Source organism: Streptomyces sp. NPDC104202, assembly GCF_055584185.1.
Genome location: NZ_JBVJMN010000056.1, coordinates 36,133 through 57,917, shown reverse-complemented (window position 1 = coordinate 57,917; position 21,785 = coordinate 36,133). Strand labels below are relative to the sequence as shown.

13 protein-coding genes are annotated in these 21,785 nt (G+C 74.2%); 7 read left to right on the top strand and 6 right to left on the bottom strand.

All coding sequences use genetic code 11. From position 1 onward, the window contains the following. Positions 1–209: 209 nt before the first annotated feature. A complete protein-coding gene (locus tag ACZ60W_RS29055; protein ID WP_469758352.1) occupies positions 210–482 on the bottom strand; it encodes a hypothetical protein in 273 nt (90 codons plus the stop codon). 275 nt (positions 483–757) lie between these two features. Here ACZ60W_RS29055 and ACZ60W_RS29050 point away from each other — a divergent pair, with 275 nt between their 5' ends. Together ACZ60W_RS29050 and ACZ60W_RS29045 are read left to right on the top strand one after the other, a co-directional pair. Then, entirely contained in the window at positions 758–1,777 is a 1,020-nt protein-coding gene (locus ACZ60W_RS29050) for a metallophosphoesterase family protein (RefSeq protein WP_469758351.1), read from the top strand. A 377-nt stretch (positions 1,778–2,154) separates the two neighbouring features. After that, positions 2,155–3,612 carry a hypothetical protein gene (locus ACZ60W_RS29045; protein ID WP_469758350.1) on the top strand — a complete coding sequence of 486 codons (1,458 nt, stop codon included), beginning with the start codon at positions 2,155–2,157 and terminating at the stop codon, positions 3,610–3,612. A 98-nt stretch (positions 3,613–3,710) separates the two neighbouring features. On the opposite strand, the gene ACZ60W_RS29040 is transcribed toward ACZ60W_RS29045, so the two are convergent. Then, complete coding sequence (locus ACZ60W_RS29040) at positions 3,711–5,318, bottom strand: S8 family peptidase (RefSeq protein WP_469758349.1); 1,608 nt, start codon at positions 5,316–5,318, stop codon at positions 3,711–3,713. A gap of 652 nt (positions 5,319–5,970) precedes the next feature. On the opposite strand from ACZ60W_RS29040, the gene ACZ60W_RS29035 reads away from it, so the two are divergent. The 3 genes from ACZ60W_RS29035 (at position 5,971) to ACZ60W_RS29025 (ending at position 12,278) form a co-directional block, all read left to right on the top strand. Beyond that, positions 5,971–8,871: an ATP-binding protein gene (locus ACZ60W_RS29035; RefSeq protein WP_469758348.1), complete on the top strand. Its 2,901-nt coding sequence runs from the start codon at positions 5,971–5,973 to the stop codon at positions 8,869–8,871. Positions 8,872–9,081: 210 nt separating this feature from the next. Next, positions 9,082–9,687, top strand: a complete 606-nt coding sequence (locus ACZ60W_RS29030) for a GOLPH3/VPS74 family protein (protein ID WP_469758347.1) — start codon at positions 9,082–9,084, stop codon at positions 9,685–9,687. Between the two features lie 158 nt (positions 9,688–9,845). Beyond that, positions 9,846–12,278, top strand: a complete 2,433-nt coding sequence (locus ACZ60W_RS29025; protein WP_469758346.1) for a bifunctional serine/threonine-protein kinase/ABC transporter substrate-binding protein — start codon at positions 9,846–9,848, stop codon at positions 12,276–12,278. Between the two features lie 48 nt (positions 12,279–12,326). Here ACZ60W_RS29025 and ACZ60W_RS29020 read toward each other — a convergent pair whose 3' ends face one another. Further along, the gene (locus ACZ60W_RS29020; RefSeq protein WP_469758345.1) at positions 12,327–12,662 is read right to left on the bottom strand and encodes an SCO4225 family membrane protein; all 336 of its coding nucleotides are present in this window, start codon (positions 12,660–12,662) and stop codon (positions 12,327–12,329) included. 265 nt (positions 12,663–12,927) lie between these two features. Between ACZ60W_RS29020 and ACZ60W_RS29015 the strand changes: the two genes are divergently transcribed. After that, on the top strand, positions 12,928–13,368 hold the full coding sequence (locus ACZ60W_RS29015) for a VOC family protein (protein ID WP_469758344.1): 441 nt from the start codon (positions 12,928–12,930) through the stop codon (positions 13,366–13,368). Positions 13,369–13,408: 40 nt separating this feature from the next. On the opposite strand, the gene ACZ60W_RS29010 is transcribed toward ACZ60W_RS29015, so the two are convergent. After that, the gene (locus ACZ60W_RS29010; RefSeq protein WP_469758343.1) at positions 13,409–14,281 is read right to left on the bottom strand and encodes a LysR family transcriptional regulator; all 873 of its coding nucleotides are present in this window, start codon (positions 14,279–14,281) and stop codon (positions 13,409–13,411) included. A 71-nt stretch (positions 14,282–14,352) separates the two neighbouring features. Between ACZ60W_RS29010 and ACZ60W_RS29005 the strand changes: the two genes are divergently transcribed. Then, on the top strand, positions 14,353–14,694 hold the full coding sequence (locus ACZ60W_RS29005; protein ID WP_469758342.1) for a nuclear transport factor 2 family protein: 342 nt from the start codon (positions 14,353–14,355) through the stop codon (positions 14,692–14,694). Positions 14,695–14,794: 100 nt separating this feature from the next. Here the strand turns inward: ACZ60W_RS29005 and ACZ60W_RS29000 are convergent, their stop codons facing one another. Together ACZ60W_RS29000 and eccCa are read right to left on the bottom strand one after the other, a co-directional pair. Next, positions 14,795–15,247, bottom strand: coding sequence for a hypothetical protein (locus tag ACZ60W_RS29000; RefSeq protein ID WP_469758341.1), 453 nt, complete (start codon positions 15,245–15,247; stop codon positions 14,795–14,797). A 2,245-nt stretch (positions 15,248–17,492) separates the two neighbouring features. Continuing rightward, positions 17,493–21,569, bottom strand: a complete 4,077-nt coding sequence (eccCa, locus tag ACZ60W_RS28995) for a type VII secretion protein EccCa (RefSeq protein ID WP_469758340.1) — start codon at positions 21,567–21,569, stop codon at positions 17,493–17,495. Between the last annotated feature and the right edge of the window lie 216 nt (positions 21,570–21,785).

Here is a 21,785-nt window from a genome sequence, read left to right as displayed (position 1 = left end):
TCCCAAGGAAGGGTGCTTCCCCCTAGAGAGTCCCGGTGGTGCTCACGGCATCGCCCCTCCGTCCCAACCCCGCCGTTTTCGGACCAGCCGGCCCCCCCCCCCCCCCCCCGACAGGTCGGCCCAGGTCGTCTGGTTCGGTTCTCGCCGGTCACGTCCGTGCCGTCGGGCGCCGTGTCGGGCAGGACCCGGCGTGATCCGCGAGACATCGCCTAGGCCCGGGCGAACGCCCTGCTGGCGAGGATGTTCGCGATCGCCACGTAGACGATCGCGGGGATGCCGTAGTCGAGGAGCACCTGGAGGGTGTGCCCGGCGACGTCGAAGAGCCCGATCGACCAGGCGGCGAGCCAGTCGGCCGCCGAGTGGAACCAGCCGACGACGGTGTTGCCCCTGTTGGCGTCCAGCAGGTCCAGGAGTATCCAGGCGACCAGGATGCCCGCGAACACGTGGGCCACGGTTCTGATGACGGAGTCGATGCCTCTCATGGGCCCCGTCTTGCCCGTGACGGCTCGAACAAACGGCCCTGGCGACAGTCCCCGTGAGGAGACGGCTCGGCGGGCCCCGGCCTCGCGCGGAGCACCCGTCCGGATTCGTTCATTCCGTGGCCATCCGGACGCGGGGGAACGGTGGTCCAGATTGCGTATCCATAACGGGTCTAGTTCACAGAGCGGTGGTTTCAGGACACGGGGGCGCGGGTCCTGAGCCGACGGGATGCCACAAGCGCCCGGAGGTGACCGCCGCCCGTACGAGAGGAAACTCCGTGGATCGCAGATCTCTGCTCACCGTCGCGACAGGGGCGGTGGGCGCGGTCGCCGCCTCCCAGATACCGGCGGGCGCGGCGGCGCCCGCGCACACCGGTGCCAGGAGGCCCGTCACCACGTTCAACGTCATCAGTGACATCCAGGGCGACCTCCGGGACCTCGGTGTGGCGCTGGAGGACATGAACCGCACCAATCCGCGGAGTTCGGGGCTGGCCGTCGCGGGTGACATCACGCCGCGGGGGTACGACGCCGAGTACGCGGCGGTCTCCACCGAACTCGCCCGGCACACCCGGCCGAGGACGGTCGCCTGGGCCATCGGCAACCACGAGTTCTACGTGCCCAAGTGGCTCGACCCGGCGACGCTGGCCCAGGCCACCTGGCCCAACGGCGCCACCGAGGACTCGCTGTTCAGGAGCTTCTACGGGTTCGCCGGCCGCAACACCGTGTACGCCGAGCACTCCTTCGGCGGCGTTCCCGTGCTCAGCCTCGGCACCGAGAAGTACATGCACTACCACGACCCCAAGCTGTGGGACGAGGTGTGGATCAGCGAGGCGCAGTTCGCCTGGCTCGAACAGCGTCTCGCGTACTGGGCCCGCCACCGCAAGCCCGTCATGGTCGTCACCCACCACCCGCTCCCCAACACGGTGTCCGGCAGCCACAACCAGCTCTACTCGCGCGACTACCTCCAGGCGGACCGGCTCCTGGGGATCCTGGGCCGCCATCGCGACGTCTTCCTCTTCTGCGGACACACGCACTGGGACCTGGGCCTGTCCGACTGGTACGTCCGCAGGGTCGTGCCCGGCACCGCCAACCTGGACGGGTTCTCCGTGATCAACACCGGTGCCGTGCAGACCGGTTACACGGACGACGGAAAGGGCGGGGAGGTGTCCGTCCCCGGCACGTTCAACCAGGGTCTCCAGGTCGAGGTCCACCGGGACCGCGTCGTCGTCAGGGCACGTGACTTCTCCGCCGGTTCCTGGCTGAAGCAGATCACCGTCCCCCTGTCGACACGGATCTGACCCCCGGGGCGTGACCGGTCCGCGTACCCGCCCGGGCCCGTGCCCGTCCGGTCACCCCCCGCCGTCCTCAGGCCACCGTGTTGCACGCGTGCTGCGGGCGCGTGAACTGCATGAACAGGTCGTGGCAGGGTGCCCGGAGCCCGTCCAGGAGGGGCGGGCGGGGGCTAGCGTCACGGCCTGAGAGCGTTCCGGGGGCAACCGCCCCCGGAACCGGGCGGGGCCTTCACCCCCGGCGTCGCCGCCCCCCTGGACCGATCCCACGATGTCGGCCTCCTGCGGGGCCGCGGCACCGGCATCCCGGCGCCGTCCGTGCCGCGCGTCACCGCTGCGGCCGAGTGCCCCGCAGTCCTCCCCCTCCCCCTTCCTGAGGACCTCTGATGCCGACCTCCCTGCCTGCGGGCGGGCGCCTCGCCGTGCTCGCCCTCTCCCTCGCCGTGGCCCTGAGCGCCGTCGGCCTCGGGGGCGCCTCGGCCGCCGACCGGGCCTTCGCGTACGGTCCGCAGCCGCCGCAGAACCCGGCCACCGCGGCCAACGGCGCCGCGACCATGCACGGGGACAGCGCCTCCAGCGGCACCACGCCCTACCCCGGCCCCGGAACGGGCAAGGTCGACTACTCCCGTACGGCGCTCGCGTCGGCCTGCCCCACCGTGGTGGTCGGCAGCGACGGCTACGTCGTCTCGCTCTGCACCACCCTCTTCGGCCAGACGCCGACGGTGCACCTGCTCGATCCCGACACCGGAGCGGACCTGGCCTCGCTCGCCCTGCCCAAGGGCGCCCTCTTCGGCGGTGTCTACGCCTACCTCGACAACGCCGACCGTCTCGTCGTCGTCGACGGGAACGACGACCTCGTCCGCATCGGTCATCACCGCACCGGGTCCGGCTGGACCCTGCGCGTCGACGAGTCCACCCCGCTCGGCGCCGCCGTGCCCCCGGGAGACGACATCGTGGGCCTCACGCCGGCCTGGGACGGCAGGGTCTGGTTCGCCACCAGCGGTGGGGTGATCGGGACCGCCGACACCGGCACCGGCGCGGTGCGCACCATCCGTACGGGCGAGGGCGTCCAGAACAGCATCTCCACCGTCCCGGGGCGCACCGCGGTCGCCACCGACCACGCCCTCTACCTGCTGAGCGCCGGTCCCGACGGCACGCCCGTCGTGGAGTGGCGGGCCCCCTACGACCGGGGGCCGGCCCGCAAGCCCGGTCAGCTGAGCTGGGGCACCGGCACCACCCCCGCGTTCTTCGGGCCGGAGGACGGCACCGAGTACGTCACCATCGTCGACAACGCCGACCCGCACGGCAACCTGCTCGTCTACCGGGTGTCCGGTGGGCCCGAGCCGGTCTGCCGCGTCCCCGTGCTCACGCAGTACGCCCGCAGCGGCACGGAGGACGCCGTGATCGCCTCCGGCCGGAGCGTCTTCGTGACCAACACGTACGGCTACCCCTACCCGGCCCTGCCCGAGGGCGCTCCGGCGAGTCAGCCCTCCTCGGCGAACTTCGACGGCGGTCTGAGCCGGATCGACGTCGACGCGCGGGGGACGGGGTGCGCGGTGGTGTGGAACAGTCCGGTGAAGTCCGCCGCGCTGCCCCGCCTCTCGCTGGCGGACGGGAAGATCTACACCGTCTCCGTGACCGGTCCCACCGGCAGTGCCGGCCTGAACACCTTCGCCCAGTACCACCACGCCGTCGTCGATCCGGCCACCGGCAGCCTGCTGAGCAGCTCCTACCTGGGCATAGGGCTGGTGTACAACCCCCTGCAGATGCGGGGGACCGCCGCTCCGGACGGCACGCTCTACCAGGGCACGGAGACCGGGGTGGTCCGCATCTCCGGGCGCTGATCCCGGAACGCGGCGCGGCGGCCCGGTTCACGGCGGAGTGCGCCGGGAACCGGGCCGCCGCCGGGGCGGGGACCCGCTTCACGCGGGAGGCCGGCGGGTCAGAACTGGAGCGACCAGGCGTTGACGTAGCCGGTGTCGTTGGTCCAGTTGTCGGTGGCGCGGAGCTTCCAGGTGCCGTCGGCGGACTCGCCGGAGGCGTTGACGGTGAAGGTGCCCTGGATGTTGTCGGCGCTGTCGTCGGAGTTGTAGTCCTTGAGGACGAAGGCGGTGCCGTCGGGGGCCACGAGTTCCAGCCTCACGTCGCCGCGGTAGGTGTGGCGGACGTCGACGGTGACGGCGAGGTTCGAGGGGGCGTTGCCGGTGACTCCGGTGACCGTCAGCGGGGAGTCGACGGTGGCGTTGTCGCGGATCTGGTAGTCGTCGGTGTTCTCGAACTTCTTGCCGGTGGGCGGCGGGGTGGTGCCGCCGGTGCCGGTGTAGAGCAGCTTGTTGGGCGAGCCGGTGCGGGCGTCGGTGACCTTGTCGGGCGTGGCGTCGGCGACCAGCTTGTCGCGGACCTGGGCCGGGGTCCAGGTCGGGTTGGCGGCGAGCAGCAGGGCGGCCGCGCCGGCGACGTGGGGGGCGGCCATGGAGGTGCCGCTCATCGTCTGGGAGGCGGTGTCGCCGGAGTTGGAGGTGGAGACGATGCTGTCGCCGGGCGCGAAGATGTCCAGGCAGGTGCCGTAGTTGGAGCCCTGGCCGTTGGACCAGCCGGTGGCGCGGGCGTCGCGGCTGTTGGTGGCGCCGACCGTGATGGCCGACGGGGTGGAGGACGGGGAGTAGGAGCAGGAGTCGGCGTTGTTGTTGCCGGCCGCGACGACCCAGGTGACGCCGGAGGCTATCGAGGCCGCGACCGCGTCGTTCACCGACTGGGTCTTTCCGCCGCCGATGCTCATGTTGGCCACGGCGGGCTTGACGGCGTTCTTGGTGACCCAGTCGATGCCCGCGAGGACCGGGGCCCAGGTGTCGCCGGAGGTGCCCTGGCAGTTCAGCACGCGGACGCCGATGAGCTTGACGCCCTTGGCGACGCCGTAGGAGCCGCCTCCGACGGTGCCCGCGACATGGGTTCCGTGCCCCTGGCAGTCGGAGGCGTTGGAGTCGTTGTCGATGAAGTCGTAGCCGCTGACGGCGCGGTTGCCGAAGTCGCGGTGGCTCATGCGGATGCCGGTGTCCACGATGTAGGCGTTCACGTTGGAGGCGGTGGTGCCGTAGGTGTAGCTCTTGTCGACGGGAAGGCTGCGCTGGTCGACGCGGTCCAGGCCCCAGGAGGGCGGCGAGGGCTGGGTGTCGACCGCGTAGGCGACGCCGTCGGCCTCCACGCGGGCCACGCTGGGCTCGGCGGCCAGTTCCTGGGCCTGGCTCTCCGTCATGCGGACGGCGAAGCCGCGCAGGGCGGCGGTGTAGGTGTAGCGCAGGCTGCCGGCGTGGCGCTTGGCCAGGGCGCGGGCGGAGGCGGGCACGTCGGCCGGGGTGACGGAGCCCTTGAAGGTGACGATGTAGGAGCCTTCGACCGCGCCGGGCCGGTCCGCGCCGACGATGCGGTTCTCCCCGCCGCCGGGCGGTGTGGGCGCGGCCGTGGCCGCGGTGGTCGCGGAGGCCACGGCGAGCAAGGCGGCACTGGTACTGATGGCGAGCAGGCGCCGGAGGGCGCGAGCGTCGAACTCCATGACTGCTTCCTTCGTGGGAGGTGTCCGGACCGGGCACTGCGTCCGGAGGGGCGGCATCCGTTCCGTCGGTGGCTCCGGGCGCGCTCCGTCAGGGGTGGGAGGGCGCGCCCGGAGGGTGGCCGCCGGTCGGCCGAGACGGCGGTCTGGGTGCGGACCGTGACGATCCGTCGGCCGGAGGCGGTCGTTCGGGCGCCTGTGGTGGCGGCGCCCGGGACGGCGGGACGGGGTGACGTGGCGTACGGAGCGGGCTCCGCGGCGCACGGACCCGGTCGCGCCGTACGACTGCGTGGGGTGCTGCCACCCCGTGCCTCCGGCGGTTGGGGACCGTGGTGGACGGGGACGGCGCGACCGGACCGCCCAGAGCTTGGGTCACCCGGGAGGAGGCCAGCAATGCGTAGCGCTACCCAAAGAGTGGGGACGGCGGTCGCTGCCCGTCGTCCGGCGGAGACCACGGGGGGCGGCGGCATTCCCTGGGTAGTCGCCCCCTATTGCGACGGCGGCCCCGCTGCCGGTAGACCACCTGCGGGTAGACCCACCTGCCCGACGGACGCCGCGGCCACGCCCGCACTGCGAGGCGTGGAGTCCGGTCCCCCGGGGGCCGCCACGACGTCCGACGGAGCCACCGGGTGCGTGACCGGCGAAAGGCGGAGCCGTGGAGAGACGTCCCTTCGATGCGCCACACGGCGAAGTGCGGTCCGAGGGGCCCGGGTTCGTCGGCCGGTACGAGGAGGCACGGCGGTTCCGGGCGGCCCTGCGCGCGGGGCGCGGGGTCGTCGTCATGCGCGGGGAGGCCGGGGCCGGGACGTCGCGGCTGGTGGACGAGGTGCTCGGCGGGGCGGAGTTCGCGGAGTGGACCCAGCTGCGCGGAAGGTGCCCGGACGGCGCGGAGCCGCTGCCCTTCGAGGCCGTCACCTCGGCCCTGGCCCAACTCCCCTACGCTCCCGGCCCGGCCGGGCGGATGCCCACGGTCGCCGGGGTCGTGGGGCTCGTCGTGCCCGAGGTGGCCGACCGCCTGCCGGACCCGCCCGCCTCGGCCGCGGACCCGGAGGTGCGCCGGGGACTGCTGCCCCGAGCGGTGAGCGCGCTGCTCGCCTCGCTCGGTGACACCGTGCTGGTCCTGGAGGACGTCCACCTCGCCGACGCCGCGACGCTCGGGCTGCTCGACCGGCTGACCGGCGACCTGCCCGCCGGCCTGCGCCTGGTCGTGACCGAGGACGCCGCCCCCGGGCTGCCGGTCCTCGGCGTCCGTACCCCGGCCGCGGGGCGGTACGAGGAGATCCGGGTACGCCCCTGGGGTCCGGAGGAGACGGAGCAGTTCGTCCGCCTGTGGGCGGCGCGGTGCCCGCGGGTGCGGCCGGAGGAGGTGCCGGAGCTCGCGGCGCTCGTGCACGAGCTGTCCGGTGGCCTGCCCGGAGCCGCCGGCGCTCTCCTCGACGACACCGGGGAGCTGCTGTCGGCCGACGGAGAGGAGGGCACGGGAGGGGGCGCGGCGCCGGCGGCCGTGCGGGAGGCGGGGGTGCCGGGGCGGGTGGCCCGGGAGTTCGCCCGTCGGTGCGCGCCCCTCACGGCGGACGCGTGGCGGATCGTCGAGGCGGCGGCGGTGCTCGACCGGCCGGCCTCCGTGGGCGTCCTCGCCGAGGTGGCGGAGTGTCCCCCCGGGCCGGCGGCGGCGGCGGTCGACGCGTGCGTACGGCGGTCCGTGCTCCGGGCCGAAGGGGCGTCGCTGTCCTTCCGGCACCCGCTGGACCGCCGGGCCGCGCTGGCGCGGGTGCCGGGTCCGCGGGTGGCACGGCTCGGTCTGCGCGCGACCCGCGTCCTGCACCGTGGAGGTGACGGGCCGGTGCCCCTGGTCGATCTCGCCCGGCTGTACACGGCCGCCGGACAGGTACGCGAGGGGCTGAGGTGTCTGGTGGTGGCCGCCGATCGCGCGGCGGCCACCGGCGACTACGCCACCGCCACCCGGCTGTACACCCGGGCCGTCGAGGAGGACCCGCGGGCCGGGGGACGGGTGCGCACCGCCGCGAAGCTGGCCCGCACCGCCCAACTGGCGCGGGCCGGCGAGCAGGTGGTGGCCGCCGTGCGCACGGTCCTCGACGAGGACGATCCGCCGCCTCGCCTGCGGGGCGAGATCCGGCTGCACCTCAGTGTGGTCCTGCGCAACCAGACCGGAGGGGCGCTGGACAGCCTCGAAGAGGTCGCCCGCGCCATTCCCGACCTGGAGGCGTCCGATCCGCAGACCGCGGCGCGGGCCATGGCGGTCGCCGCCATCCCCTCCATCCAGGGCTGGCCCGTCGACCGGCACCGGCACTGGCTGGACCGCGGAGAGGCTCTCGCGGAGCAGGTCACCGATCCGGTCGCGCGGGCCGCCATCGCCGCCAACCGGGCCACCGCCCTGATGCTCGTGGGCGACCCGCGCGCCTGGCACGCCGCGGAGGCGCTGCGCGGGCCCGCCGCATCCGCGATGGAGGCCGCGCACCACGCCCGGGGCTGGACCAACCTGGCGCACGCGGCCAGCGCGCTCGGACACGGCACGCGGGCGCGGGACTTCCTCGACCGGGCCGTCGCCGGTCTCGCCGACAGCAGCAGTCCGTACCTGGAAGGGCTCGTCGAGACCGCCCGGCTGGTCCTCGCCTGGCACGGCGGCCGCTGGGACGGTCTGCACGCGGCCGCCGACCGCACCGCCCGGCTCTACCGGGAGATACCCGACCTGACCGCCGAGGCGATGCTGGTGCGCGCGCTGACGTCGCTGCACGTGCTCGGCGACGTCCCCCGGGCCCGCCACGACCTCGCGGAGGCCGCCCGCACCGCCTGCTACGACACGGGTTTCATCCTCACCTCGTCGGCCGCCGCCACGGCCCGCGTCCACCTGGAGGCGGGACGGCCCGGGCAGGCGTGCGAGGCCGTGGAGGACGTACTGCGCCGGATCGAACGGACGCGGGGCTGGGTGTGGGCGAGCGAGGTGCTGCCCGTGGCGGTGGAGGCCCTCCACGGCAGCGGCCGTACGGCGCGGGCCCGGCGGCTCGTCGCCGACTTCGCCGCGGGCTCCGCGGACACCGACGCGCCCGCCGCCCGCGCGGCGCTCACCGTGTGCCGGGCGCTGCTCGCGGAGGCCGCGGGCCGGCCCGACGAGGCCGTCGCCCTGCTGGCGGAGGCGGAGGAGCGGTGGCGGCTCCTCGACCGCCCGCTCGACGCCGCCCGCGCCGCGGAGGCCCGCGGGCGCTGTCTGCTCGACCTGCACGGAGAGGCGGCCGCCCAGGGGGTCCAGGACGTCGTGGAGGTCTACCGGCGGCTGGGCGCCCGCTGGGACGTCGCCCGCTGCCAGCGGCTTCTGCGCCGCCACGCGATCGTCACCACGCACCGCCGGGGCCGTCTCGGCTACGGCGACCGGCTGTCCCCGCGCGAGGAGGAGGTGGCCCGTCTGGTCGTCCAGGGGCGCGCCAACCGGGACATCGCCGAGAGCCTCGTGCTGTCCACCCGCACCGTGGAGCACCACGTGGCCCGGATCATGCGGAAACAGCACGCCGCGTCGAGGGGGGACATCGCCCTGCCGTGAGGGACGAGGTGGCTTCGGGCGCGGGTCACCCCCGACCGCCTCGCCCCCTGTGCGCGGGGACACCCGTTGATCGCGATTCGGCGGACTCCGTGACGGGAGCGACCGGACGGGACGATACTGGCAAGGGCGGCGTGCACGAGCGGCGACGGCCTCCTGGGCCGGGCAGCGGGCGGGGCGCGCCTTCGTCGATGTCTCCGAGGGGAGCCGTTCATGACCACGGCGAAAGACCTGTTCATCGTCGCGATGGACTCCGGGCGGGAGCGGGCCGTCGGACAGGGGGACCTGTCGCTCGCGCTCGCGGGTGCCGAGCTGATCGACCTCCTCGGTGCCGGGGTCCTCGCCCTGGACGGCGACGTCCTCGCGCCGGGCGAGGCGCCGGCCCCCGGCGACCGGCTCCTCGGCGAGGCGGGCGCGCGGATCGTCCGCCGGACGCCGTACGAGCGTGTCGAGGACTGGCTGTGGCGTCGGGGCAAGGACCTCGCGGCCACCTACCAGACGGCGCTGGAGGAGGACGGTGAGCTGACGCCGAAGGCCGTCGGCCGCCTGTCGTTCGGCGCGCGGCGCGTGGAGGCGGTCGACACCCCGGCGCGTCACGGGGCCGTCGACCGCTGGGAACGGCGGGAACCCGTTCTGACGGCCCTCGCCTCGGTCGTGGGGATCGGTGGCGAACCGTCCGACGAGGAGCCGGGGCTCGACGACGACGCGGTGACGGCCGTGGTCGCCGCCGTGCACGACGCGGTCATGGAACTGGAGGCCGTCCGCCAGCGGCGGACCATCGAGAACGCGGCCTTCGCGAACCTCTGGCGCGGGCCGTGACGCCGGCCATGGGCACGTCGTGACGCGGGTCGGGCCGGCGGGCCCGGCGACGGTCGTGACGGCGGCCGATGGCCGCCGCCCGGCCCCTTCGTCTCCAGGGGCGTGATCAAGCCGTCTTTCCGTCACCTGACCGGCCCGACAGGTTCTAGAGTGTGCGCGTGACGGAGCACCACCACGAACTCATCGCCGGCCGGTACCAGCTGGTCGAACGCATCGGCCAGGGCGGGATGGGCCGGGTCTGGCGCGGCCTGGACCAGCAGCTCTTCGGCCGCGAGGTCGCCGTCAAGGAGATCCTCTTCCCTCCGGGGATGGACGAGGCCGACCGTGAGGCGCTGCTCAGGCGGTTCACCGGCGAGGCACGCGCGGCGGTCACTCTCAGCCACCCGGGGGTCATCACCGTCCATGACGTCGTGGAGCATCGCGGCGCCCCGGTCATCGTCATGGAGCTGGTCCGCGGCCAGTCCCTGGCCGCGGCGATCCGCAGCCACGGCCGGCTGCCCGTACGGCGCGTGGCGGAGATCGGCGCCGCCGTGCTCGACGCCCTGACCGAGGCGCACGCGGCGCGGATCGTCCACCGCGACATCAAGCCGGACAACGTCCTCCTGGCCAAGGACCGCGTCGTCCTGACCGACTTCGGCATCGCCCATCTCGCCGACGCCACGACCAAGCTGAGCCACAGCGGGATCGTCATCGGCACGCCGCAGTACATGCCGCCGGAGCAGCTGGACGGCAAGCGCCCGACCCCGGCCAACGACCTGTGGGCCCTGGGCGCCACCCTGTACCACGCCGTCGAGGGACACCCTCCGTTCGAGGCGGAGGGTCTCCACGCCCTCGCCGTGGCCGTGTTCACCCGCCCCCACCGGCCCGCGGTCCACGCGGGCCCCCTCGCGCCGCTGCTGGACGCGCTGCTCACCAAGGATCCTGCGGAGCGCGTGGCCGCCGCGGAGGCCGCGGCGATGCTCGGGGACGTACTGCGTTCCGCCCCGACCGGTACCGACGCGGGCCACGGACCGGGCCCGGCGCGGGAGACCGGACCGGACGACGGTTCTGCTCCGGCTCCCTCCCCCGGTCCTGAGGCGGCTTCGCCACCGGACGCGGGGGTGGAGCGGTCCTCCCTCCCCACGATGCCGAAGCAGCCTCCCGCGCCGACGCCGTCCGTACCGACCCCCACGGTCCCGGACTCCTCCGGGCCGGGCGCGGGCCGCGCGCCCCGCCCCGTGCCGGACCCGCCGACGGCGCCGCCCGTCGTCGTACCCCCGGACACCCCGGACGGGCAGCCGCCCACGCGGGGCGCGGCGGTTCCCCCGGAGCGGGCAGAGCGGGCGCCCGCGGGAGGGCGGGGCCTCACCCGGCGCTCCGCGGTCCTGGGGACGGCGCTCGCCGTGCTCGCCGCGGGTTCCCTGCTGACGTGGTCCCTCACACGTGACGACGCCCCCCGGGGCGGCGGGGCCGGCGGCAGCGGGCCGGCGGCGTCCTCCGTCACGGTGCGGATCGGGCTGGACGCGCCCCTCAGCGGCGGGCTGGCCTCGATGGGCGCCGGTGTGAGGAACTCCGCGGAACTGGCGGTCAGGACCGCCAACGAGACCGGGCACGTCCCCGGCGTCACCTTCGAGCTCACGGTCGTGGACGACGAGGCGGACCCCGCCAAGGGCGCGTCCTTCGCCGCCCGCTTCGTGTCCGACGACAAGCTGGTCGGCGTCGTCGGCCCGCTCAACTCCACGGTCGCCCGCACCATGGTGCCGGCGCTCGCCCGCGCGGGCGTCGTCAACGTGTCACCGGGCAACACCGACCCCGCGCTGACACTGGGCCCCGACTGGGCCAGGGGCACCCGAGGCCGTCCGCACCGGACCTACTTCCGGACCGTCGGCACGGATGTCGACCAGGGGCCGTTCGCCGCCCGGTACCTGCACGACGCCGGGAAGACCAAGCTCTACGTGGTCGACGACGCCGGCCCCCACGGCGCCGCCGTCGCCTCCGGCGTCACCGCGGCTTGGAGGAAGCTCGGCGGAACCGTCGTCGGCACCGAGCAAGTCGACCCCGCGGAACGCGACTTCGCCGGCCTCGCCCTCCGGGTGCGTTCCTCCGGGGCCGAAGCCGTCTACTTCGGCGGCTACTACGACACCGCGGCCCCGCTGTCCCGGCAGCTCAAGCAGGCAGGCGTCACCGTCCCCCTCATGGGCGGCGACGGCATCTTCGACCAGTCCTACCTCACCGGCAACCCCCAGGCCGACGGCGACCTCGCGACCCAGATCGGCGCACCGGCCACCGGCTCCCCGGCCGGACGCGACTTCCTCGCCCGCTACGAGAAGGCCGGCTACGCCCAGCCACCCGGCTGGTACGGCCCCTACGCCTACGACGCGACCTGGGCCCTCATCGAAGCGGTCAGGTCCGTCGCGAAGTCCGAGGGCGGCACCCTCGCCGGCGACACCCGGGCGAAACTGCCGCCGGCCGTCGAACAGCTGGCCTTCGACGGCGTCACCGGCCCCGTCGCCTTCGACGGCGACGGCGACCCCGTCCACCGCCCCGTGACCGTCTACCGGGTGGACGGGGGCACCTGGCAGGCCGTGACGACGGGGACCTCCACGCCCTGACGCGGCGTCCACCAGGTGCCGACGACCACATGGCCGGGGTGGAGGGTCTCATGCGCCGGCGCGGGCCTGGCGGGCCGGGTTTCCGCGGAGTGCCCGGTAGGCGAGGCCGAGGAGGCAGGCGTGGAACAGGGCGGAGAGGGCCAGGGCGGCGATGAAGTACGCGGTGGCAAGGCCGGAGTCGCCGTTCGCGACGTCGGGGAGGAGTAGCAGCATGCTGGTGGGCGCGGTCAGCAGGAGGACCCAGACGGCCGCGAAGCCGGAGTCGTCGTTCAGCGAGGCGAACGCCATGGGGAGGGCCGCGACGGCGACCAGGCCGAGGTAGACCAGCGAGGCCGGGTTGGCGAACGAGAGGCGGACGAGGGCGCGGGGGCGGCTGTCTCGCATGATCGATTCCTCCTGAGCGGATGGGCTGCACCGTGTCGGCGACGGTTCGATCATCTGTCGGGGGCGGCTGCCGGCACCTGAGTAGCGCTACTCAAACCCTGCTGGGTGCGTGCGCGTTGCCTCAGCTGCCGACACGGCGACGGGCTGTCCGGATCCGGATTCTCCGGAGTTTCATGGTCCGCGGATGTCGAGAACGCCGCTGCCGCTCCGTCCCGGGAACAATCGGCGGTCACACCGGCAGCACGGAGAAGAAGGAGACATCGGCATGGCGATTCAGCGGATGGACAACGTGGGCATCGTCGTCGAGGACATGGACGCGGCCGTCGCGTTCTTCCTGGAGCTCGGCATGGAACTGGAGGGGCGGGGAGAGGTCGAGGGCCTCTTCGCCGACCAGTGCACCGGACTCGACGGCGTCCGCTGCGAGATCGCGATGGTCAGGACCCCGGACGGCCACAGCCGGCTCGAACTGGCGAAGTACCTCAATCCGGCGCCGATCATCCCCGAGCCGCGCGACCGCCCGCACAACGTCCTGGGCACGCACCGCGTCATGTTCGCCGTCGACCACATCGAGGACACCGTCGCCCGCCTCCGCCCGCACGGCGCCGAACTCCTCGGGGAGATCGCCCGGTTCGAGGACGTCTATCTGCTCTGTTACGTCCGCGGCCCGGAGGGCATCATCGTGGGGCTCGCCGAACAGCTGAACTGAGCGGGGCCCGTCGTGCCCAGGAGCGGGACCTCCCCCGGCATCAGGGCACGAGCGCCGCGCGGAGGCGGGTCAGGACGAGGCGGGCTGCCGGGGAACGCTGGTCGGGGCGCACGGCCAGGCCGAGGCAGGCGTGGGTGGCGGCGTCGGTGAGGGGCACGGTGCGGGTGCCGGGTCCGGCGCCGGAGGAGGGACTCAGGACGGCGATGCCGGCGCCGCGGCGGGCGAGGCCGAGGAGGGTCTGCGGCGCACTGGCCTCGATGTCCACGCGTGGCGGGAGGCCGACGGCGGCGCACGACCGTTCGTAGGCCTCGCGGATGCCCGTGCCGTGCGGCAGGCAGAGCACCTTCTCGCCCTGGAGGTCGGCCAGCCGCAGGGACGCGCGGGCGGTCGGATGTCCCTCGGGCACCACCGCGGCGATCGGTTCGTCGATGATCACGTCGATGTCCGGATCGGGTTCGGTCCCCCCGGCGAAGGCGACCAGGGCGAGGTCGAGCGAGCGGGTGAGGACCTGTGCGCGCAGGGCGCGGGAGTCGTCCTCGTGCAGGCTCAGGGTGATGTCGGGGTGGGTGCGGCCGATGTCGGCGACGGCGTCGAGGAAGGCGGGGACGGAGCAGCCGGCGATCATGCCGAGGCGCACTCGTCCCCGGACGCCCTGCGCGAACCGGGACGCCGTGTGCTCGATGGTGTCGAGCGTCTCCAGCACTTCGCGGGCGAGCGGCAGCACCGCTTCACCCGCCGCCGTCAGCAGGACGCGGCGCCCCGAACGCTCCAGGAGCCGCTGTCCCAGCTCTCGTTCGAGTTTCCCGATCTGTGTGCTGATCCCCGACTGACTGACGTGCAGGCGGGCGGCCGCGGCGGTGAACGTCCCCTCGTCCACGACCGCGGTGAGATAGCGCAGCTGGTGCAGTTCCATCACCATGGATGATACGCATCATCCGGATCATCTGTTGGACGTATGGATCACTCTCCGGAACCCTTGGTCGCATGAGCACTCCGGAACAGATCGCAGAGCAGTACTTCGCCGCGTGGCAGGCGGGCGACTTCGGCACCCTCCGCGGCCTGCTGGCCGACGACGTCGACTTCGTCGGGACACTCGGCCGCGCGTCCGGCGTGGAGGAGTGTCTGGACGGCCTGCGCGGCCTGGGACAGATCCTGGAGCGGATCGACGTGCAGGCGCGCGTCGCGGACGACACCGACGTGATCACCTGGTTCGACCTGCACACCACCGGCGCCCCGCCGACCCCGACGGCCAACTGGACGCACGTGGAGGACGGGAGGATCACCCGCATCCGGGTGACCTTCGACCCGAGGGCCCTGCTCGGCTGACGATCGCCGTGCCCGCCGACCACGCCACGCCCCCACCTCTCCCGCCGGCTCCCGAGAGGCGTGCGCCGGTGTGCGGGACATCGCCGCCACCACGCGGCCCTCAGCCCAGGGAGCCTCCCGGGGCCACGTGGAAGCGGGTGGGGTGCGGGAGCGGGCGGCGGTCGGAGGGCTCCAGCATGTCCCGGCGGGCGAACCAGTCCGTCAGGCGGGTGCGGGCCTGTTCGTCGCGCTTGCGGGAGCGGTCGTCGGGGCCTTCGGTCTCCGCGGGGGAGATCTCGCGGAGAAGGACGCGGATCGGCGCCGTGTCGTCCTCCGACAGGTGGAGGTCCAGGACCGAGAAGGCCGTGCCCGGAGGGAAGACCACTTCCGGTTCGTCGTCGGAGCCGGCGAAGACGGACGTACGGCGGCCGGTGGTGGACCAGATGCCGAACTCGACCGTGCCTTCCAGCTCCACGTCGCACGCGGGGACCGTCGCCACCGCCGCGGGCTCGACGAGGACCGCGCCCGGCACGTACCGGTCCAGCGGCACCCGCTCGGCCGGCACCGCGAGCATGACCGCCCCGTAGTGCCCGGGGAGGCGGCGCAGGCCCGATTCCAGACAGCGCAGGAGCGGGGTGAAGGGTCCGGGGGGGGGGGGGGGGGGGGGGGGGGGGGGGGGAGGGGGGGGGGGGGGGGAGAGAGGGGGGGGGGGGGGGGGGGACCCCCGCCCCCCCCCCCCCCCCCCGCCTCGGCCAGACCCGCGCGGGACCCCGGGTCCGACGCGTCGGCCTGGTAGAGCGCGATGGCCACGAGATCCGGCTTGAGGCCCTCCTGCGCCGGCGAGCGCAGCGACGGAAGCCGCGAGGCCAGCAACTCCGCCTTGCCGGCCAGGATGTGGTACTTCTCGCCCAGGAGTTCCCGCAGGGCCGCCCGGTCGTCCGGGCCGCTGCGGCCGCCCGGCGTCGGCGCGTGGACGACGGACTTCGGCGGGCCGTCCGGCGTCGAGGAGGGGACCGGCACCGGCGGGACGACGGGGACCTCGGGAGGAACCCGGCCCTCCGGGGTCTGCCGGGCCGGCGCCGCCGCTGTCTCCTCCACGGGCGACTCCGGTTCCTCCGAGGCGCCGGGGGCGAGCGCCGGAGCGTTCGGGGTCGCAGGGACCGATTCGGGCACGGGCACGGGCGTGAGCACGGCAACCGGGCCGGCGGCGGCCTCACGCGCCGGCGGCGGGTGGGAACCCGTGGAGCCCAGCCAGCGGAGGTTCCGTTCCTCGGCCCAGAGCCGGAGGCGGTCCTCGTCGGTCGCGTCGCCGTGGAGCAGCAGACCGTACGGCTCCGTCGCGCCCAGGTCCGGCAGCACGGCCGGCAGGCCGGGCAGTACGTCCCGGAGCACGGGGTCCACCGGGCGTTCCCCGTCGCCCACGATCAGGGCGGGGTGGGACGGGTCGGGACGCCATGTCCGGGGGCGGGTGTCCCGGACCGGGGCCGCGGGGCGCAGCCAGACTCCCGCCGGTACGAGCTCCAGGGCCCAGCCTTCGGCGTCCGGGCACGCGTACACGGCCGGGGCGGTCCCCTCGGGTCCCGAGGGCTCCAGCCACGCGGACGGCACGACGCGGTGGTGGACCGGGGAGGCGGCGAGTGCGAGCAGCGGCGGCTGCCAGGTGGGTGCGCCGCGGCCGTCGAGATAGGTGGTGGCGTGGTCGTCCGCCGTCCGTACGGGCAGGCCGATCGCCGCCCGTACCGTGCGGTCGAGGCGGTCCGCGAGGGCCGCCGTCATGGCGACGAGGTCGGACGGGGCGGCCCACGGGGCGGCCAGGAGGAGGTGCGTGTGGTCCGCCGCGTCCGTCGGCACCCGGTCCAGGAGTTCGGGGGTGGGCAGCGTGGGGTGGGCGGGCGAGCCGACGCCCAGGAGGAAGGTGTCCGGGGCGACGCCGATCAGCGGTTCGACCGCTTCGGGGAGATCGCCCAGCCACACTCCGCCCGGGACGGGACGACGGCCCCCGGCCTGCTGCCCCCGCGGCCTCTCCGACCCGGCCGGCCCTGCCGACGCCGGCGAACCGGCTGACCGGGCAGGTTCCACGGACTCGGCAGGGAGCCCCCGCTCCCCGGACTCCCGCGTCGTCGCCGGCACGGTGATGGGCGCGGGCGTCGGCGTCGGCGACGCCGCGTATCCGTGGGCGCCCCCCTGGGAGACCGCCACCACGGGCACGGGGGGCGCGGGGGGCGGGGGCAGCGACGGCGTTTCCCGCCCCTCCGGCCCGTGGCCGTCCGGCGCCTCGGAACGACCCCCGGTATCCCCTGGCTCGGGATCTCCGGCCTCCGTACCCGACGTCTCGGTCTCCGGTCCCGCCGGTTCCTCCGTCCCCTCCCCCGCCTCCGTCGCCTGCTCCGGCGGCCACCCCGCCCCCAGTGCGCGGGGCTCCTCCCCCGGTTCCGCCCGCCACCAGGTGCCCGGTTCCGCGAGGCGCAGGGTGCCGTCCGGATCGACGGTGACCACGCCGTCCGGGGCGATCACCGTGAAGGCGGCGGCCGCGGCGACCGTACGGACCGGACGGGTGCCGTCGGGGCCGCGGGCGGCGAGGCCGGAGGCGCCGAGGATCAGGCGCGTGGCGCCGCGCTCCGTGGCGAGGTGCACGAGGTCCGGCAGGGCGCGGCGGAGTGCCGGGGCGGCGTCCGGGGCGGCGGCGAGGACGAGGAGGGCGCCGGGGACCGGGGGCAGCGCGCTGAGGACGGGGGTGAGGGCGGCGGCGGTCTCCTCGGAGGCGATGACCAGGTGGGGGCCGACGGGGTGGGTGCCCGACGCGGTGGCGGGGGTGGTGGTCATCCGGGGAGTCCGTTCTGCGGGGTCCCGCCGTCGGGGTCGAGCAGGGGGGTCTGGAGCTGCACCGTGCGGCGGCGGGTGATGTGCTGGGCGCGTCCGGTGGGGAGCACCTTGGGTTTCGTACCGCCGAAGAGGTAGCCCTCGGTGGGCGGGCAGGAGAGGAGGACGGCGGGGGTGTTGACGTCCTGGAGCTTGCGCAGGAGGGGGTCGGAGAGGCCGCGGCCGGCGCCGTTGGCCGAGCGGGCGACGATGACGTGGAGGCCGATCTCGGCGCCTTGGGCGAGGTTGTCGAGGACGGCGGCGAAGGGATGGGCGGAGAGGGAGTTGCCGACGAGGTCGTAGTCGTCGACGAGGACGAAGAGCTCCGGGCCGCTCCACCAGTCGCGCAGCCGGAGTCGGTCGGGGGTGATGTCGGCGGCCGGGACGCGGTTGGCGATGGCCTTGCCGGCGCCGGTGATCATCTGGCGGAGCGGGTCCGCGGAGACCGCGTACCCGAGGCGGTACTCCTCGGGCACGGTGTCGTAGAGCTCGCGGCGGAAGTCGACGAGCATCAGGCGGCCCTGGTCGGGGGTGTAGGCCCGCATGATCTGGGTGGCGATGTGCCGGAGCAGGTTGGTCTTGCCGGTCTCGCTGTCGCCGACGACGATCAGGTGCGGGTCCTGGGAGAAGTCGTGCCACAGGGGCTGGACGTCGTTCTCCTCGACGCCGAGCGGGATCCGCAGGGAGCCGTGGGGTGCGGGGAGGTCGGCGGCGTCGAGGACGAGGGGCAGCATCCGGACCTCGGGGGCGCGGGGGCCGGTCCAGTGGTCGGCGACGACGTCGACGAGGTCGGCGACGCCCTCGCTGAGGTCGTGTGCGGTGCCGATACCGTCCATGCGGGGCAGTGCGCACAGGAAGTGCATCTGTTCGCCGGTGAGTCCGCGGCCGGGGATCTTGGGGACCTTGGAGGCCGCGCGCATGTTGACGACGGAGTCCACGGCGTCGCCGAGCCGCAGTTCGAAGCGGGTCTGGAGCTGGTCGCGGAGGGCGCCGGTGATCTCGCCCCAGCGGGTGGTGCCGATGACGAGGTGGACGCCGTAGTTCAGGCCGCGCTGGGAGATGAGGGTGAGGGGCTGGACGAGGTCCATGAACTCCTGGCGCAGGGTGTTCCATCCGTCGATGACCAGGAACACGTCTCCGTGCGGGTCGTCGGGGAGTTCTCCGGCGGCCTTCCTGCGGCGGAAGGCGGCGACGGAGTCGATGCCGTGCTCGGCGAAGTACTTCTCGCGTCGGGTGATGACCGCGTTGACCTCGGCGATCGTCCGGACGACCCGGTCGGGGTCGTGGCGGCCGGTGACGCCTCCGACGTGGGGCAGGCCGCGCAGGCCGGACAGGGCACCGCCTCCGAAGTCCAGGCAGTAGAACTGGACTTCGGCGGGGGTGTGGGTGAGGGCGAGTGCCGTCATGAGGGTGCGGATGAGGGTGGACTTGCCGGACTGCGGGGCGCCGGCGACGCCGATGTGTCCGTCGGCGCCGCCCAGGTCGGCGACGAGGAGGTCGCGGACCTGCTGGAAGGGCTTGTCGACGACGCCGACGGGGACCTTGAGCGTGCCGCGGAGGTCGCCTTCGGCGGTGAAGCCGAGTTCGGGGTCGGGGCCGATCGGGGGAAGCAGTTCGTCCAGCGTGGGTGGGACGTCGAGGGGCGGGAGCCACACCTGGTAGGCGGGGGGACCCGCGTCGACGAGGCGTTCGGCCGCGATGTCGAGGAGTGTCCCGGTGGCCTCGGCGGGCGTCTCCTCCTCCGGGTCGGGGGCGGCGGGCAGCACGCGCGGGGCGACGTACTCGGTGCCGAGGGCGACGACCTGGCCCTCGATCACCGAACGGCGCGCGGTGGCGCGGCGCTTGGGCCGGTAGGAGCCCGACACGTAGGCGGCCTTGAAGCGGGTGAGGGTGGAGATGTCGCTGCGCAGGTAGCCGTTGCCGGGCTGGGAGGGGAGCTGGTAGGCGTCGGGCACGCCGAGGACGCCGCGGGACTCCATGGCGGAGAAGGTGCGCAGGCCGATCCGGTAGGACAGGTGGGATTCCAGCTGGTGCACACGCCCTTCGTCGAGGCGTTGGGAGGCGAGCAGGAGGTGGACGCCGAGGGAGCGGCCGAGGCGCCCGATCATGACGAAGAGGTCCATGAAGTCGCGGTGGGCGGCCAGGAGTTCGGAGAACTCGTCGACGACGACGAAGAGGGTGGGCAGCGGGTCGAGCGGGGTGCCGGCGGCCCGGGCGGTCTCGTACTCCAGGAGGGAGGCGTAGTTTCCGGCGGCGCGGAGCAGCTCCTGGCGGCGGATCATCTCGCCGTGGAGCGCGTCGCGCATGCGGTCGACGAGGTCGGCCTCGTCCGCGAGGTTGGTGATGACGGCGGAGGTGTGGGGCAGGCCGTCGAGGCCGAGGAAGGTGGCGCCGCCCTTGAAGTCGACGAGGACGAAGTTGAGGATCTCGGAGGAGTGGGTCAGGGCCAGGGCGAGGACGAGGGTGCGCAGGAGTTCGGACTTCCCGGAGCCGGTGGCACCGATGAGCATGCCGTGGGGGCCCATGCCGCCCTGCGCGGATTCCTTGATGTCGAGGTCGATGGGGGTGCCGTCGGGGCCGAGGCCGAGAGGGACCCGGAGCTTGTTGGACTGGTTGCGCCGCGCCCACTGTTCCTTGACGTCGAAGCGGTGCAGGTCGGGGATGCCGAGCAGGCCGGCCAGGTCGAAGTCGGTCTCCAGCGGTTCGCCGGTGTCGAGGGTGTCGCCGAGGCGGTAGGGCGCCATGACGGTGGCGAGCCGGGTGGCGGCCGCGGGGGTCAGTCCGTCGGGGAGGCCGAGCGGGGTGCTCTGGTCCTTGCGGTTGCGGTCGGCGCCGACCATCTCCAGGGCGGCGGGGCCGCCGGGGGTGCCGGTGATCCGCAGGCGGAGGGTGAGCCGGCCGTGCTTCCATTCCAGGGTGGAGCCCACGTCGACGACGGTGGCGTTGCGGTAGCCGCCGAGGGCCACCCGGTGCGGGGAGCCGAGGACGGCCCCGTCGAGGACGATCACCGTGTAGGGCTCGTCGCGGCTGGGGGTGGCGTCGGGCTCGTAGGCGGGCCGGGCCCCGAACTCCTCGCCCAGCAGTTGTTCCAGTTCGCCGATGCTGCCGGCGACGAGCCGCAGCGGTCCGGCGCCGTCGGTCTCGTGGGGGTGCAGGGCGTGCGGGAGCCACTTGGTCCACTCCCAGTGGGCGCGCCGCTCGGGTGCGGCGACGACCGCGACGCGCAGTTCGTCGGGGGCGTGGAAGGTGGCGAGCTGGGCGAGGAGCGCGCGGGCGAGGGCGCGCGGCCGGTCGTCGTCGGGGGCGGGAGCGGTACCGCCCTCGGGCCTTGGGCCGCCCTCGGGCCGTGGGCCGGCCTCGGCGGGGTCGGTGGACCGGTCGCAGGGGCGGATCAGGACGTGGGCGAAGCCGCGGAGGTGGATGGCGACGGGCTGGTCGGCGATGGAGCCGTAGGCGTGGATGAAGCGGCGCAGTGCGTGGGCGCTGAGCGGTTCGAGGTCCTCGACGGGTTTGGTGGCGAGCGGGGCCAGGCGCACCGCGAGGCGCTGGGATCCGAGGGCGATGCGCACGTCGCTGAAGTCGGGGTGGGAGGAGCGCCGTTCCCAGAGGCGCGAGGTCCGGACGAGGGCGGGCAGTTCGGCCGGGTCGGGGTGGCGCCAGGCGAGGGCCTCCTGCTGGCGGAGGATCTCCTTGCGTACCTGCCGCCGCATCTGTGCCAGGTAGCGGAGGTAGTCGCGTCGTTCGCCGGTGAGTTCCTGCTTGCGGTCGGCGTTGCCGCGCATGATCTGGGTGACGACCATGCCGATGGCGGAGACGGCCATGGTGCCCATGGCGATGTACGTCATCATGCCGCCGTTGGGGCGCAGGAAGATGAAGACCATGGAGAGCGAGGACAGCGCCATGGGCAGCATCGTGATGATGCTGCCCATGCCGTTCTGCTTCTCCGGCAGACCCGGGGGCTCCTGGAGCTGGATCTCGCCGTCGGGCATCTCGGGTCCCGGCCGCCGCGGCGGGCGGTTGACTTGCACCACGCTCAACGATCAACGCTCCTCACGCCCGGCTTCCGCCCGGCGGCCGACTTTCCGCGGTTTCCTCGTCAGTCGGGAACGGACGGGTGGTGCGGGACGGTTCACCCCGTCCGTACGGTGGGTTCCGCTGAACGCCGGATGAACCCGGTCGGCGGACGGGCGCGTTGACCACTGCGGCACGGAGGGATCGTCGTGGAGGTGTGCGCGTGCGGATGCCGGGCGGGT

What these genes read in the sequence shown, in the direction of transcription:
- ACZ60W_RS29055 (WP_469758352.1), bottom strand. Translation starts at nt 482, where the DNA reads ATGAGAGGCATCGACTCCGTCATCAGAACCGTGGCCCACGTGTTCGCG.
- ACZ60W_RS29045 (WP_469758350.1), top strand. Translation starts at nt 2,155, where the DNA reads ATGCCGACCTCCCTGCCTGCGGGCGGGCGCCTCGCCGTGCTCGCCCTC.
- ACZ60W_RS29040 (WP_469758349.1), bottom strand. Translation starts at nt 5,318, where the DNA reads ATGGAGTTCGACGCTCGCGCCCTCCGGCGCCTGCTCGCCATCAGTACC.
- ACZ60W_RS29030 (WP_469758347.1), top strand. Translation starts at nt 9,082, where the DNA reads ATGACCACGGCGAAAGACCTGTTCATCGTCGCGATGGACTCCGGGCGG.
- ACZ60W_RS29020 (WP_469758345.1), bottom strand. Translation starts at nt 12,662, where the DNA reads ATGCGAGACAGCCGCCCCCGCGCCCTCGTCCGCCTCTCGTTCGCCAAC.
- ACZ60W_RS29015 (WP_469758344.1), top strand. Translation starts at nt 12,928, where the DNA reads ATGGCGATTCAGCGGATGGACAACGTGGGCATCGTCGTCGAGGACATG.
- ACZ60W_RS29010 (WP_469758343.1), bottom strand. Translation starts at nt 14,281, where the DNA reads ATGGAACTGCACCAGCTGCGCTATCTCACCGCGGTCGTGGACGAGGGG.
- ACZ60W_RS29005 (WP_469758342.1), top strand. Translation starts at nt 14,353, where the DNA reads ATGAGCACTCCGGAACAGATCGCAGAGCAGTACTTCGCCGCGTGGCAG.
- ACZ60W_RS29000 (WP_469758341.1), bottom strand. Translation starts at nt 15,247, where the DNA reads ATGCTCGCGGTGCCGGCCGAGCGGGTGCCGCTGGACCGGTACGTGCCG.